Origin of the sequence: Arsukibacterium sp. UBA3155, assembly GCA_002364615.1 — a bacterium.
Classification (GTDB): Bacteria; Pseudomonadota; Gammaproteobacteria; order Enterobacterales; family Alteromonadaceae; genus Alishewanella.
The window spans coordinates 14171-29495 of record DEYP01000011.1 but is presented as its reverse complement, the minus strand read 5'-3'; the positions used below and the strand labels follow the sequence as shown (position 1 = coordinate 29495).

Here is a 15325-nt window from a genome sequence, read left to right as displayed (position 1 = left end):
ACAGAGGTAATGAACGTGGACTCAGTGCTGCTGCGCCATTGCCCGGTCTACCGGTGGCTCCAGAGTTAGCCGCTGTGCCTGAATCACAACCTGGGTGCGATTGGTACAACCCAGTTTGCGAAAAATGGCGGTAATATGGGCTTTAACCGTGGCTTCTGAAATATGCAAGTCATAAGCAATTTGTTTATTCAGCCAGCCTTCGGTCAGGTAATACAGTACTTTATATTGTTGCTGGGTAAGCTGTGCCACTTTAGCCGCTAAGTCTAAATCTTCGCCGGCACTTTGTTGTTCAAACACTGTTTTTTGCAAATGCGCCGGTACCCAGAGCTCACCGGCCAGTACCGCATTAAGGGCGGTGCTAATATCAACAGGGTTGGCAGACTTGGGAATATAAGCTGAGGCACCAAAAGCAATAACCCGGCGAATAACATCTAACTCTTCACTGGCAGAAATAACCACAATGGGTAAGCTTGGATAATTTTTACGTAACTGAATTAACCCCAGAAAACCGCAATTACCGGGCATATGTAAATCCAGCAGCAGCAGATCGGTATCTGGATGTTGCTCTAAGGCAATGCAGGTACTGTCGAAACTGTCTGTCTCGATGGTCGCCTTTGTGACAAAGGTACTGCTTATCGCGTTAATCAGCGCATTACGAAATAACGGATGGTCGTCTGCAACAATAAGCTTTGCCATATAAATTCTCCGGTAAGATCCAGAATTGTAATTATTATAAAGGCCGCAATAGCGGCCTTTTTTGCTGCAACTGAAACAACGTTGAGTGTACGCTGATTTTGCCCTACGATCGATTTAAACGGTTATTTACTAAAATTTCAACTACTGATGGATCAGCCAGAGTCGAAATATCACCTAACTGATCATGCTCGTTGGCAGCAATTTTGCGCAGGATACGCCGCATAATCTTGCCTGATCGGGTTTTTGGTAAACCTGCTGGCGCCCATTGCACCAGATCTGGCGTGGCAATAGGAGAAATTTCTTCCCGCACCCAGGCCCGGATGGCTTTCGTCAGATCATCGCTCGGTTCAACGCCAACCCGTGGCGTAACATACACATAAATTCCCTGACCTTTAATCGGGTGCGGATAACCGACTACCGCCGCTTCGGCTATTGCCTCATGCGCTACCAGGCAGCTTTCAATCTCAGCGGTACCCAGCCGATGGCCGGAAATATTCAACACATCGTCTACCCGGCCGGTGAGCCAGTAGTAGCCATCTTCGTCCCGTCTGGCGCCATCACCGGTAAAATACACTCCGGCATAAGTACTGAAATAGGTTTGCTCAAAACGATCATGATCGCCATACAAGGTACGCATCTGGCCGGGCCAACTGTCCAGGATCACCAGGTTACCTGCGCCGACACCGTCAAGTGGTTTGCCTTCGTTATCAAGAATTGCCGGTTTTACCCCAAAAAACGGTCGGGTGGCAGAACCCGGTTTCAGTGCCGTTGCACCAGGTAGTGGTGTAATTAAAATGCCGCCGGTTTCGGTTTGCCACCAGGTATCAACGATAGGGCAGTTACTGCTACCCACTTTTTCGTAATACCAGTTCCAGGCTTCCGGGTTTATTGGCTCGCCGACGCTACCGAGAATTTTCAGCGAACTTAAGTTAGCGCCTTCAACCGGACTGTCGCCATGGGCCATTAGCGCCCGGATTGCGGTAGGGGCGGTGTACAGAATATTGACCTGATATTTATCAACAATTTGCGCTATGCGTTTCACACTGGGGTAGGTTGGCACCCCTTCGAACATTACACTGCTGGCACCATTGGCTAAGGGACCATAAATAATGTAACTGTGGCCGGTAACCCAGCCAACATCCGCCGCACACCAATAAATGTCACCGTCGTGATAATCAAAGACATACTGATGGGTCATCGCTGCATACACCAGATAGCCGCCGGTGGTATGTAATACGCCCTTTGGCTTGCCGGTAGAACCTGACGTGTAAAGAATAAACAGCGGATCTTCGGCGTTCATCGGCTCTGGCTCACAAACTTTGCTTTGGCTGGCAACCAGCTCGTGGTACCAGACATCCCGGTTGGGGTGAAAATCGATATTTTTGCCGACGTGTTTTACCACGATAACATGCTGTACCGGGCTGTCATTGCCCAGGTGGGCCAGTGCCGCATCGGTATTATCTTTTAAATGGGTCGCGCGGTTACCGCGCAGCGCCTGATCAGAAGTAATGACCAACTTTGAATCACAATCAATGACCCGGCTGCCCAGCGCATCGGGTGAAAACCCCGCAAACACCACCGAGTGTACCGCGCCAATGCGGGCGCAGGCTAATAACGCGATGGCCGCTTCCGGGATCATCGGCAAATATATTGTTACCCGATCACCTTTATTAATTCCCAGCGCTTTCATGCCATTTGCCAGTGCGCACACCTGATCGTAAAGTTGCTGATAGGTTACTGTCTTCTGTACGCCAGGCTCGTCGCCTTCCCAGTAAAATGCAACCTGATCGGCTCTGTCAGCCAGGTGACGGTCTAAACAGTTATAACTGGCATTCAAGGTGCCGTCGCTGTACCAGTTTACTTTTACTTTACCGAGTTCAAAACTGGTGTCTTTTATCTTGCTGTAGGGCGTGATCCAATCCAGTCGTTTACCTTGCTCAGCCCAGAACTGCTCAGGTTGCTCAACCGACTGACGGTACATTTCCTGATAAATGTCATCGGTAATATGGGTGTTGGCCTTGGCCTTGGCACTTACCGGATAAAGGCTTGGATGTGACATAGTTTCCCCTGTGGATCTGCAGTATTTATACAATAATTTATAACAACTTACTTTCTAACGAAATGAGGCGGTAAATGAAATTAGACCATAGTCTAGCCAAGCATTGGTTATTGCGCTAACTGCGACTAAAGGCTAATTGCGAAGTTACAGACTGTCACCCAAAGTTGTACCGTCTAAATCCAAATAACGCAAACCAGATGTTATTACAATAATAAAGATGGAGAACTTCAGATGAGACAAAGAAACACCCTAAGCACCCTGACTACAGCCATTATCCTGGCGTTGTCAGCGGGTAGCGTGCAGGCGAATGGTTTTAATATTGGTGATACCGATGTTACCTTCGGTGGCTACGTTAAACTTGATGCGATGTATACCGACAGCTCCGATGGCCAGATAGCAACCGGGATTGGTCGCGATTTTTACATTCCAAGTCTGACCCCGGTCGGTGGTGCTAATGAAGGTGGCACCTTTGATTTTCATGCTCGTCAGTCGCGTTTCTTCTTTAAAACCAGCACTCAGCTGGAAAATGGTAAAACACTGGGTGGCCATATTGAGCTGGACTTTCTGGCAACCGCAGGTGGGGATGAGCGAATTACCAACAGTTATTCGCCACGGTTAAGGCAGGCTTTTATCACCTATGATGGCTGGTTATTTGGCCAGACCTGGTCCACCTTTATGGACTTAAGTGCTTTGCCGGACACCCTGGATTTTATCGGCAATACGGATGCAATGCCGTTTGCCCGTCAGGCACAAATTCGTTATACCAGTGGTAATTTTCAAGTCGCTATCGAGAACCCTGAAACCACGGTAACGCCTTTTGGTGGTGGCGGTCGCATTACCACGGATGACAATGCCACCCCTGATCTGGTGTTTAAATACGGCCAGAAAACTGAGTGGGGTAACTGGTCGGTATCGGCTTTATTGCGCCAACTCGCTTATGAGACCGCCACTATTGACACCACGACCTCCGCATTTGGTTTAAGTGCGACCGCTAAAATTATGCTGGCCAATAATAATGATATTCGGATCACAGCGACAACAGGTTCGGGTGTGGGCCGTTATATCGGTTTAAATACGGCTAATGGCGGTGTGCTCGATGCAGGCAACGAGCTTGAAGCGATTGATTCCAGCGCGTTTGCTATTGCCTACCGCCACAACTGGAATAGTCAGTGGCGCAGTAATCTGGTGTATTCCATATTAAGTGTGGATAACGACATTGCGTTGACCGGCGCCGGCGTGACTAAAACCACCAGCAGCTGGACCACCAACCTGATTTACCAGGCAGCGAAAAAGCTGATGTTCGGTATTGAATACAAATTTGCTAACCGCGAGGTAGAGTCGGGTTTAGAAGGCGATATGAATCGTCTGCAGTTTAGTGCCAAGTACGATTTTTAATAAAAAAACCAGCGATTAAGCTGGTTTTTCTTAACAGTGTGCAGTAAAAGGCCCCCAACTAAGGGGGCTTTTTCTATTCTGCTTTTTCTGGCTTAGTCATGGGCGCAGTAACGGCCTGTCTGGCAAAAGCAGAGCCGGCTGGCCGGTTTGAACTGCTGACCGCAGGACGCTCCGCAACCGGAGTTGCTGGCTTCGCTGCATCATCACTAGTACTGACCGAGGCTGACTCAGGAGCGCTGGAAACAGGCTTAGCCATATCGGCAACAACCATATTACCAAACCGGCTGCCAGATTTTGCTGGCGCAGCTTTAGTTGCCAATGCTTTAGGCGCAGCAGCTTTAGGTTCCGCTTTTGGCTCTGTCTTTGGTTCTGTAGCAACCGCAGCCACGGCTGAGGTTGTCGCAGTCGCTTCCACTGGCGCCAGGTTTAGTTCAGATTGTGCTGGAGTGTCAGCTTTCTGTTTGGCCTCTGGCGCAGCAGATTGTGCTTTTGGCGCGTTTTCTACGTTGTCTTTATCTGCTGTTTCTAACGCAGAGTCTGCGGTGGTTTCAGCTGTTTTACGTTTGCCACGTGGCCTGCCAGGTTTGGCTCTGGCTTTAGTCGCAGCTTTAGGTTTGCTATCACCGGTTGCTGCAACCTCTGCGGTTGTAGCTTGTGCCACAGCATCAGCTGGCGTAGCAGCCGATGCATCAACATCATCGGACGCTTTAACATCAGCGGAAGCTGCGTCATCTTTTGTAACTGCTGCCGGCGCTTCTGGCGTTGCTGCAACAGCTGCAGTCGCTTCAACATCAGCCGGGGTATCAGCTGCAATGTCCTGGCTTTCTGCGGCGGTTGCTTCCGTGCCTGCAGCGAGTTCCTGCTGATCTTTCTTGCGTTTCTGACCAGCAGCACGTAAATGCCGGGGTGAGCGACGATTGCGGCTGCGAGGTTCAGCACTTTCAGCTTCTTCCTGCTCAGCGGTATCGTGTGCTGCAGGCTCGACAGTGCTTGTATCGCTGTCAGCACTAGCCGTTACGGCTTGCTCAGCTGAACTGGCCGTCGTTGCTGTTGCTGCGTCTTTAGTACCGTTGTCTTTAGTACCATCGTCTGCTTGAGTAGCACTTACCACTGAAGTCTGGTGTTCAGTAGCAGTTGTTTTAGCATCTTCAACCGTTGTTGCTGCCGTTACAGTGCTTTGCTCCGTTGCCACTGCTGTTTCAGCTGGTGCTGCAGAGGTAACCGCTGTCGTTTCAGCAGGTTGATTCAGCCGAACTGATTTACGCACATTACGACGTTGCCGGCGCTCTGCTGCAACACTGCGCTCTTTCGGCTCATCAGCGTTTTCAGCTGCGGTTACTTCAGCACGTTCAGCTTGTGGCTTCCGAGCGTCTGGCTGACGGGTACGTTCCTGCGCAGGGCGTGGGGCACGTTCCTGTTTTACCGGTGCAGCAGTGTTAGTAACGGTTTCGTCTTTATCCACAGCACGGTCAGCCTGATCAGGGCGACGGCGCTTGTTATTGCGACGACGATTATTGTCATTTTTACCATCAGCACGGCTACTATCACGACCGGTATCACGACCAGAATCACGATTATTATCCCGACCAGCATCCCGCGCGCCATCGCGGTTGTTGCGGCTGGTTCTGACATCTTCTTTACGGGCAGTATGCTGCTGGCTCGGTGTTTTGCTGTGTTCGGTTTTAGGTTCGCTACCGGTAATTAACCCTTTAAACCACTTACTCAGTTTGCTGAATAAATCAGGTTTCGGCTCTGCCACCGGAATACCCGATGCTGGCGCAGGCGCGGTGCGGGCAGGGGCTGACTGGGCAATATTAATTGCCGACACTGCTGGCTTTTCTTTTACCACTTCAACAGCAGGTTGGTAAGGCTTGCTGATAACTTCAGGTGCTTTAACCATGTTATAGCTTACGTCATCAAGCTCTTCATCAATCCGGATGCGCGATACTTCGTAGTTCGGTGTTTCCAGATGCTCATTAGGAATAATGAAGATCTGAATACCATTGCGTTTTTCAATCCGACGCACTGATTCCCGTTTCTCATTCATTAAATAGGTAGCAACCGATATCGGGACCTGAGCATGGATCTGACTGGTATTGTCTTTAATCGCTTCTTCTTCGATTAAACGCAAAATGGATAGAGCAGAGCTTTCCGTACCACGAATGGTGCCGCGGCCATGACAGCGGGGGCAAACATGACCGGCAGATTCACCCAGTGATGGGCGTAAGCGCTGACGTGACATTTCCAGTAAGCCGAAGCGGGAGATCCGGCCAATCTGTACCCGGGCGCGGTCGTGCTTAACTGCATCTTTTAAGCGGTTTTCCACTTCACGCTGATGCCGTACCGGCGTCATATCGATAAAGTCGATAACAATTAAACCACCTAAATCGCGCAAGCGTAACTGACGGGCAATTTCATCTGCCGCTTCTAAATTAGTATTAAATGCCGTTTCTTCAATATCACCGCCTTTAGTTGCCTTTGACGAGTTGATATCAATTGCAGTAAGCGCTTCGGTGCCGTCGATAACAATAGAGCCACCTGATGGTAAGCGCACTTCGCGGCGAAATGCGGTTTCTATCTGGGTTTCAATCTGGTAATGCATAAACAGCGGTACTTCGCCGTCATACATTTTTACCCGATGGGCAAAGTCTGGCCGGAATTGCTGAATATAAACTTTGGCTTCTTCAAAGATTTTCGGGTTGTCGATTAGTATCTCACCAACGTCGCGGCGCAGATAATCGCGGATAGCGCGAAAAACCACGTTGCTTTCCTGGTGAATAAGAAATGGTGAAGGGCGTTTAGCGGCTTCTTCGGTGATCGCTGACCAATGCTTTAACAGCGCTTTTAAATCGTAATCCAGCTCTTCATACGATTTACCTACGCCGGCAGTACGGACAATTAATCCCATGCCATCAGGCATTTCCAACTGACCCAGTGAGTCTTTCAGATCCTGACGTTCATCACCTTCTATTCTGCGGGAGATGCCGCCAGCCCGAGGATTGTTCGGCATTAATACCAGGTAAGAACCTGCCAGACTAATAAAGGTCGTTAACGCCGCCCCTTTCTGGCCACGTTCTTCTTTATCAATCTGAATAATAACTTCCTGGCCTTCTTTAACCACCTCTTTAATATTGGGGCGGCCATCAAAGCTATAACCTTTAGGGAAATACTCGCGGGAAATTTCTTTTAACGGTAAAAAACCATGGCGGTCAGCACCGTAATCAACAAATGCAGCTTCCAGACTGGGTTCAACCCGGGTAATTTTGCCTTTGTAAATATTCGCTTTTTTTTGTTCATGGCCCGGGCTTTCTATGTCCAGGTCATACAGTTTTTGGCCATCGACCAAAGCAACGCGGATTTCTTCTTCCTGCGTGGCATTTATTAACATTCTTTTCATTGTTGGGTGACTCTGTTATGCAGCCACAACGCAACCTTACTGGGCACCTGGGTGTTCAGATGTTATCAGGCATCAATTAATGCAATCTCCCGACTGGGATACCTGAGGGAACCAAATTGTCACTATTTACAGTATAGTTATCTGTTTTCGTTTGAATCTGAAACACACCGCCGTTCGGCGTTGCGTTATAGCAAATTATTCTTGTTGCTCAGGTAACTGGAAATTGTGTTTTGCCGTTATTGGTAACAGATTACGCAACATCACCTCAGGCAAATGGCTTATTTAAACGCCGGGGCTATAAAAACGTTGGTTTTCACCACGATTTCGGTATGATCACATCCCCTGACGGTGCCGCACAATTTCTCTTATGTCACTTTGAGCGCCCTAATTGCCACATTTTGGCATAATTAGCCGGGTGATTATCCCACTAATATGCACCGGATAGCAACTTAAAAGTAATTTTAGCAGAGTATTTAAAACACATGGCAGATGAAATCAAATTACCGATACAAATGATTGAAATCGAAGATGATTTTATCGGTCAGCGAATAGACAATTTTTTGCTGGCACGCCTTAGGGGGGTGCCCAAAAGTGTTATTTACCGGGTTTTGCGAAAAGGTGAGGTACGAGTTAATAAAAAACGCGTCAAACCTGAGTATAAGCTACAGCAGGCCGATATCGTCCGGGTGCCGCCGTTAACGGTTGCCGCTGAGCCGGATAGAGTGTCCGTAAAGTTAAGTCTGGTCAGCGAACTGGAAAGCCATATCTTATTTGAAGACAATGACCTGATTGTGTTGAACAAGCCATCGGGCATGGCCGTGCATGGCGGCAGTGGTTTGCAGTTCGGGGTCATTGAAGCGATGCGTGCATTGCGGCCACAGGCAAAACTGCTGGAACTGGTGCACCGGCTTGACCGCGATACCTCAGGATGTTTACTGATTGCTAAAAAACGCTCGGTACTGACGCACTTGCATGCCCAGCTTCGCGATAAAACCGTTGAGAAAAAATACTGGGCACTGGTCAGCGGTGACTGGGATAATAAGGTGCGTAAAGTCACTGATCCACTGCGTAAAAATACTCTGCAATCAGGAGAGCGTGTGGTTAAAGTTGACGAGGTTAATGGTAAACCATCAGAAACCCGTTTCAGAATTTTACAACGCTATCAGGAAGGCACCCTGGTGGAGGCATTTCCGGTTACCGGTCGTACCCATCAAATACGGGTCCATACTGCCTGCAAGGGACATCCTATTGCCTGTGATGATAAATACGGCGACAACGCCTTTAGTAGTCAGATGCAGCAACTGGGGCTGAACCGCTTATTTCTGCACGCCAAAAGCCTGAGTTTTACCCACCCGAACAGTTTAACCACCATGCGGATTGAAGCGCCACTTGATGTGCAGCTGGAAAGCGCCATGAGCAGATTAACGAGAAAGTAATATGGTACAGAGCAGTAACTTAGAAAGTAGCATGACAGACGTCAATTTAGTCATTTTTGACTGGGACGGCACCGTCATGGACTCGATTGGCCGTATTGTATCATCCATGCAGGCTGCTGCCGGTTTAACCGGGTTAGTCGTGCCAAGCAGTTACGCCGTTAAGCAAATTATTGGTTTAAGCCTGGACCCGGCATTTGCCGTGCTTTTCCCCGACACGGATACCACGCAGCGTACTCAGCTATTTGAGCATTACCGTGATCACTACACAATTTACGACACTACTCCGACCCCGTTATTTAAGGGTGCTGAGCAGGTGCTGAAAACCCTGGCTGAACAAAATGTGTTGCTGGCGGTGGCAACGGGCAAGGCCAGAAAAGGGCTGGACAGAATGTTTGCCGAATCCGGTCTTGGCCATTACTTTGCTACCAGCCGTTGCGCTGATGAGGCACAGTCGAAACCGCATCCGGATATGTTATTGCAAATAAGCCAGCAGCTGGGGATTAAACCTGCCAATGCTATTATGGTCGGAGACACCAGCCATGATATGAAAATGGCGCAGGCCATTGCGATGCCAAGAGTCGGGGTAACCCATGGTGTGCATGGCGCTGATGTGTTGAGCCAGTTTCAGCCCAAAGCGATAATTGACGATTTGCCTTCATTGCTGTCACATATATAGTTTTCACATATATAGTTGTGATTAATATAGTACTGCGCTTCAATTGCTGGCTGCTTAGTAGCCAGCAGTTAATAGGTTTACACCTTCATTGCGCAGCAGTTGCAGCAGCTTTATCAGCGGCAGACCAATCAGGCTGTTAGGGTCTTCGCCGCGTAGCGCACTGAATAAACTGATACCTAAACCTTCACTCTTAAAACTTCCGGCACAATCCAGCGGTTGCTCCCGCTCAACATACGACACAATCTCCTGCTGGCTAAGGGTACGAAAACACACCGCAAACGGCTCGACCACAAGCTGACACTTACCGGTTGCCGCATTGAGCAGGGCCAGGCCGGTTAAAAACGTCACACTGTGGCCACTGAACTGGCTTAACTGGGCGATGGCATTGTCCACGGTATGTGGCTTGCCAATTATCTGGCCATTGAATACGGCCACCTGATCAGAACCAATTACCAGTCCTTCGCTGAGCGTGGCGGCAACGGCCTGCGCCTTGGCTCTGGCCAGACGGCGAACCAGTGCCGTTGCATCTTCGTCAGGAAGGGGCGTTTCATCGGTTTGGGGTTTAACTGCGGTAAAGTGTGGGGTTAACTTCGTCAGTAATTGCCGCCGATACACCGAGGTGGATGCCAGATACAGCGCGGGAAGCGCAGAGTGATTCATAAAACCCTCAAAGCAGGCCAATAAAACGTTATTATGCCTCCTCCTCGCATGTTGTTCAAAGTGCGGTTTTTATACGGCTAATAAAAAGCTGAAAAAACTGCGCTAACCCTTTGACAGCAGGGGTTGGGTTCTATATGATGCGCGCCTTATGCAAAAAGTGAAAATACCTGTTACGCTTGATCCGGTTAAAGCTGCCCAGAAACGGTCGGTGTTTGACGGCATAGTGCTGCTGCAAACCTTAACCCGGTTAACAGAGAGCCTGGTTGAAAAACAAGGTGAAGTGGCAGTAAGAATTGAATGCGGTACCGATGAGCAGGGTCTGGCTGTATTACACGGCGAGGCGGCATGTCAGGTTGCCGTATGTTGTGAACGTTGTGGCGAGCCCATGACACTGGCGTTAGACAGCGAATTTGCTTATACCCCGGTGAAAGGTGATGATGACGCGGCTCTGGCATTAATACCAGAGCGTTACGATGTTATTGTTCGCAACGAGCATGGCGAAATAAATTTACGGCAGTTGGTTGAGGATGAACTTATTCTGGCATTACCACTGTTTCCGATGCATGATGCAGCAGATTGCAATATCAGCGCTGATGCGATGAGTTTCGGAGATATAGGGCCAGAACCAGAAAAACCAAACCCCTTTGCCATACTGCAAGAACTGAAAAAAAAGTGATTTAGGAGAAATACCATGGCTGTTCAGCAAAACAAAAAATCTCGTGCACGTCGTGACATGCGTCGTTCACACGATGCGTTAACTGGCCCTACGCTGTCAGTTGACTCAACTACCGGTGAAACGCACCGTCGTCACCACATTACTGCCGATGGTTTTTACAAAGGCCGTAAAGTAAAGTAAGTCTGGATGCACCTGGTGCAGCCATTAAAGATTAAACTTGCTTTAGATATGATGGGGGGCGATCATGGCCCCCATACTACTATTGCTGCCGCCCTGGCAGCGATTTCTGAATTCCCCCAGTTACAATTAGTGTTGTGTGGCGACATTGATATGTTGCAACAACAACTCGCTTTTCATAACAGTTTTCCTCACCCTCAACTGAGTCTGGTTGCCAGTAACGATGACGTTGGCATGGCCGATAAGCCGTCGGTTGCTCTGCGCAGCAAACGCCAATCCTCGATGCGCAGAGCGCTCGATCTAGTCGAACAGGGCGAAGTACAAGCATGCGTCAGTGCCGGCAATACCGGCGCACTGATTGCCATGGCTCACTATGTTCTTAAAATGCTAAACGGTGTCGAGCGCCCGGCATTAATCAGTGGCCTGCCAAGTTGTAAGGGTAATCCGGTTTATATGCTGGATTTAGGTGCAACGGTGAATTGTGACGCTGATACCTTATTTCAATTTGCGGTGATGGGCGCAGTCATGGCCGAAGAGGTGGTGGGGATCCACCATCCGAAAGTGGCGCTGCTGAACATGGGTGAAGAAGAGATTAAAGGCTCGGATCAAATTAAGCGGGCATCGCAATTACTGACCCAGTGCAATGATATTAACTACATTGGTTATATTGAAGGCGATGATATTTTTTCCGGAAAAGCCGATGTTATTGTCTGTGATGGCTTTGTCGGTAATGTGGCCTTAAAAACCTGTGAAGGTGTCGCCAAGTTGATATTACGCCGCTTTGAAACCAGTTTACGGCAACGGGTTAGTGCCCAATTTTTAAGCTGGCTGTTTAAACCTTTTATAAAAAGTCTTTATCAGGGGGTGAACCCCGACCACTATAATGGTGCAAGTCTGATAGGATTGCGCGGAATTGTAGTGAAAAGTCACGGAAATGCGACAAAAGACGCATTTTTAAGTGCCATCCGACAAGCAGTGCGCGAGGTTGAACGCCAGGTGCCTGCTAAAATTAAAGATCGGCTGGAACACGTATTAATTGATAAAGCATAGGTTCGCATGTACTCACGCATTATTGGCACCGGGAGTTACTTCCCGTCACAAGTTCGCACCAACTCAGATTTAGAAACCATGGTGGAAACCACCGATGAATGGATTATCGAGCGAACGGGGATAAAAGAGCGGCGGATAATCGGCGCGGATGAGTCTGTCGCTACCATGGGCGCGCAGGCTGCGTTAAAAGCGATAGAAGCGGCAGGGGTAGATAAAAACAGCATAGATATGATTATCTGTGCTACTACCAGTGCGTCGCGAGCTTTACCCAGTGCTGCCTGCGAAATTCAACGGGAATTAGCCATTCCTGCTATTCCCGCCTTTGATATTGCCGCAGCTTGTGCCGGCTTTTGCTATGGCTTAAGTGTCGCTGATCAGTATATTAAAACCGGTATAGCGAAACGCATTATGGTCATCGGTTCTGATTGTTTATCGCAGCTTATCAGCCCGGAAGACCGTTCAATGGTCATTTTATTTGGCGATGCGGCGGGCGCGGTATTGCTCGAAGCGTCAGAGCAGCCGGGTATTCTGTCGACCCATATTCACGCCGATGGCAAATATTCAGAATTATTATATGTCGATAACCCTATCCGCGGTGACGAAAGCTCAGTCCATTCCTCGTGGGGCAGCATGAAGGGCAATGACGTGTTTAAAGTGGCTGTGACCAAGTTATCGCAGGTGGTTGAGCAAACGCTATCTGCCAATAATATGGATAAATCAGAAATAGACTGGCTGGTACCGCATCAGGCAAACCTGCGAATTATCTCGGCGGTGGCCCGCAAACTGGACATGTCGATGGATCAGGTTGTGATAAACCTGGATCGTTATGGCAATACCTCTGCGGCGACGGTGCCCACTGCGCTGGATGAAGCCATTCGGGATGGCCGGATTAAACGTGGCCAGACCTTACTGTTAGAAGCCTTTGGCGGCGGGTTTGCCTGGGCATCTGCGCTGGTTCGTTACTGATCTTCGTTACTGGTTTATCGTTACCGTTTTAACATGCAGGACAAAAAATGACTCAAAAACTTGCAATCGTATTTCCCGGGCAGGGTTCACAAAGTGTCGGTATGCTCGGCGATCTTTATCAGCACGACAGTGTTAAAGACACCTTCACCGAGGCCTCTGCTGCGCTCGGTTATGACTTATGGGCACTGGTGGCTAATGGTCCAGAAGCAGATTTAAATGAAACACATCGCACGCAACCCGCGTTACTAACAGCCTCCGTGGCTATCTGGCGTTTATGGCAACAGCAGGGCGGTGATACACCGCTTTATCTGGCGGGACATTCGCTGGGTGAATACTCGGCGCTGGTTTGTGCTGACGTGTTAAGTCTTGGCCAGGCAGTAAAGCTGGTTGAACAACGTGGGCACTATATGCAACAGGCTGTGCCGGCCGGCGTTGGTGGTATGTCTGCCATTATTGGTCTGGACGATGCGGCCATAACGAAAGCCTGCGCCGAAGCCGCACAGGGTGAAATAGTGGCACCGGTAAATTATAATTCGCCGGGCCAGGTGGTTATCGCGGGACATAAAGCTGCGGTAGAGCGGGCCGGTGAGCTGTGTAAAGCTGCAGGTGCGAAACGTGCTTTACCATTACCGGTCAGTGTTCCGTCACACTGCGCCCTGATGCGCCCTGCTGCAGAAAAGTTGGCCAGCGATTTAGCCGCACTGAATTTTAACACCCCGCAACTACCTGTTATTAATAATGTTGATGTCAGTATTGCTAGCGACAGTGCCGCTGTAAAAGAGGCGCTGATACGTCAGCTGTACAGCCCGGTACGTTGGACCGAAACCATTGAGTGGTTGGCCAGTCAGGGCGTTACGGCTGTGCTTGAGCTCGGTGCGGGTAAGGTGCTAAGTGGCCTGATAAAACGTATCGATAAAAATCTTACAACCAGTTCAGTGTATGATCAGGCGTCGCTGCAGTCAGCATTAACTCAGCTTACACAGGAATAATTATGACAAATTTACTTTCATTAGAGGGCAAAGTGGCCCTGGTAACCGGTGCCAGCCGGGGTATTGGCAAAGCTATTGCTGAACACTTAGCCGCGTTAGGTGCAAAAGTTGTCGGTACCGCCACTACCGAAAAAGGGGCGGCTGCGATTTCAGCTTATCTGGCAGATAAAGGCCAGGGCATGGTGTTAAACGTGACTGACACCGACTCTATCGAACAATGTTTATCTGAAATTAAAAACCAGTTTGGCGAAATTGATATTTTGATTAATAATGCAGGTATTACCCGCGACAACTTATTAATGCGGATGAAAGATGACGAGTGGTTTGACATTATTCAGACTAATCTGACATCGGTATTCCGTTTAAGCAAAGCGGTATTGCGTAGCATGATGAAAAAGCGTTATGGTCGCATTGTTACTATCGGCTCGGTTGTGGGTTCAATGGGTAACGCCGGCCAAACGAATTATGCTGCGGCGAAAGCCGGGGTGCTGGGCTTTACCAAGTCACTGGCACGGGAAGTGGCATCACGCGGTATTACGGTTAATGCCGTTTCGCCGGGTTTTATTGACACAGACATGACGAAAGAGCTGTCGGACGAGCAAAAAGAAGCGATTTTTTCACAGGTGCCTGCCAATCGGCTGGGCCAGCCAGAAGAGATTGCCGCGACAGTGGCTTTTTTAGTTTCAGCGCCGGCAGCCTATATTACCGGTGAAACAATTCACGTTAACGGCGGGATGTATATGCTGTAAGCAGAGCAGGTTTGACCAGCAAAAAATGCTGGTAAGCATGCTTGCAACAATTGCAGCTTACGCATAAACTAGCGCCACACAAAATTGCACGAATTGTTGCGATTTATATGAGAAAAAGGAAGAAAAGATGAGCAACATCGAAGATCGCGTTAAGAAAATTATCATCGAGCAACTGGGCGTTAAAGAAGACGAAGTGAAAAACGAAGCGTCTTTTGTGGACGATTTAGGTGCTGACTCACTGGATACTGTTGAGCTGGTAATGGCGCTGGAAGAAGAATTCGATACTGAAATCCCTGACGAAGAAGCTGAGAAAATCACTACTGTTCAGTCGGCGATTGACTACATTAAAGCCCACGCTGAGTAAGCGAAAAGCTTGTAAAACGGGTAGCTTAGCTACCC

At 49.0% G+C, this 15325-nt stretch carries 14 protein-coding genes; 10 read left to right on the top strand and 4 right to left on the bottom strand.

Translation table 11 applies throughout. The features are described 5' to 3' along the window. Window positions 1-21 precede the first annotated feature (21 nt). Together B2X65_RS03255 and acs are read right to left on the bottom strand one after the other, a co-directional pair. A complete protein-coding gene (locus B2X65_RS03255; protein ID WP_290610641.1) occupies window positions 22-696 on the bottom strand; it encodes a LuxR C-terminal-related transcriptional regulator in 675 nt (224 codons plus the stop codon). Between the two features lie 103 nt (window positions 697-799). Continuing rightward, window positions 800-2755 carry an acetate--CoA ligase gene (gene acs, locus B2X65_RS03250; RefSeq protein WP_290610639.1) on the bottom strand — a complete coding sequence of 652 codons (1956 nt, stop codon included), beginning with the start codon at window positions 2753-2755 and terminating at the stop codon, window positions 800-802. Window positions 2756-2986: 231 nt separating this feature from the next. Between acs and B2X65_RS03245 the strand changes: the two genes are divergently transcribed. Next, window positions 2987-4150 (top strand): DcaP family trimeric outer membrane transporter, encoded by a 1164-nt coding sequence (locus B2X65_RS03245; protein ID WP_290610638.1) that lies wholly within the window; start codon window positions 2987-2989, stop codon window positions 4148-4150. 73 nt (window positions 4151-4223) lie between these two features. Here the strand turns inward: B2X65_RS03245 and rne are convergent, their stop codons facing one another. Beyond that, window positions 4224-7547 (bottom strand): ribonuclease E, encoded by a 3324-nt coding sequence (rne, locus tag B2X65_RS03240; RefSeq protein ID WP_290610637.1) that lies wholly within the window; start codon window positions 7545-7547, stop codon window positions 4224-4226. A gap of 482 nt (window positions 7548-8029) precedes the next feature. On the opposite strand from rne, the gene rluC reads away from it, so the two are divergent. Together rluC and B2X65_RS03230 are read left to right on the top strand one after the other, a co-directional pair. Next, the gene (gene rluC / locus B2X65_RS03235) at window positions 8030-8983 is read left to right on the top strand and encodes a 23S rRNA pseudouridine(955/2504/2580) synthase RluC (RefSeq protein WP_290610635.1); all 954 of its coding nucleotides are present in this window, start codon (window positions 8030-8032) and stop codon (window positions 8981-8983) included. Window position 8984: 1 nt separating this feature from the next. Next, a complete protein-coding gene (locus B2X65_RS03230; RefSeq protein WP_290610633.1) occupies window positions 8985-9659 on the top strand; it encodes an HAD-IA family hydrolase in 675 nt (224 codons plus the stop codon). 54 nt (window positions 9660-9713) lie between these two features. Here B2X65_RS03230 and B2X65_RS03225 read toward each other — a convergent pair whose 3' ends face one another. Next, window positions 9714-10319 (bottom strand): Maf family protein, encoded by a 606-nt coding sequence (locus B2X65_RS03225; RefSeq protein ID WP_290610632.1) that lies wholly within the window; start codon window positions 10317-10319, stop codon window positions 9714-9716. A 148-nt stretch (window positions 10320-10467) separates the two neighbouring features. Between B2X65_RS03225 and yceD the strand changes: the two genes are divergently transcribed. From yceD to acpP, 7 genes are all read left to right on the top strand, one after another. After that, a complete protein-coding gene (gene yceD / locus B2X65_RS03220; protein WP_290610631.1) occupies window positions 10468-10995 on the top strand; it encodes a 23S rRNA accumulation protein YceD in 528 nt (175 codons plus the stop codon). Window positions 10996-11010: 15 nt separating this feature from the next. Further along, a complete protein-coding gene (gene rpmF / locus B2X65_RS03215) occupies window positions 11011-11175 on the top strand; it encodes a 50S ribosomal protein L32 (protein ID WP_019675618.1) in 165 nt (54 codons plus the stop codon). Window positions 11176-11181: 6 nt separating this feature from the next. Beyond that, window positions 11182-12222 (top strand): phosphate acyltransferase PlsX, encoded by a 1041-nt coding sequence (gene plsX, locus B2X65_RS03210; protein ID WP_290610629.1) that lies wholly within the window; start codon window positions 11182-11184, stop codon window positions 12220-12222. A gap of 6 nt (window positions 12223-12228) precedes the next feature. Beyond that, window positions 12229-13188: a beta-ketoacyl-ACP synthase III gene (locus tag B2X65_RS03205; RefSeq protein ID WP_290610628.1), complete on the top strand. Its 960-nt coding sequence runs from the start codon at window positions 12229-12231 to the stop codon at window positions 13186-13188. Between the two features lie 47 nt (window positions 13189-13235). After that, complete coding sequence (gene fabD, locus B2X65_RS03200; protein ID WP_290610627.1) at window positions 13236-14177, top strand: ACP S-malonyltransferase; 942 nt, start codon at window positions 13236-13238, stop codon at window positions 14175-14177. A gap of 2 nt (window positions 14178-14179) precedes the next feature. Beyond that, window positions 14180-14926, top strand: coding sequence for a 3-oxoacyl-ACP reductase FabG (gene fabG / locus B2X65_RS03195; protein ID WP_290610626.1), 747 nt, complete (start codon window positions 14180-14182; stop codon window positions 14924-14926). Between the two features lie 127 nt (window positions 14927-15053). Beyond that, window positions 15054-15290 (top strand): acyl carrier protein, encoded by a 237-nt coding sequence (acpP, locus tag B2X65_RS03190; RefSeq protein ID WP_027670184.1) that lies wholly within the window; start codon window positions 15054-15056, stop codon window positions 15288-15290. Window positions 15291-15325: the final 35 nt, after the last annotated feature.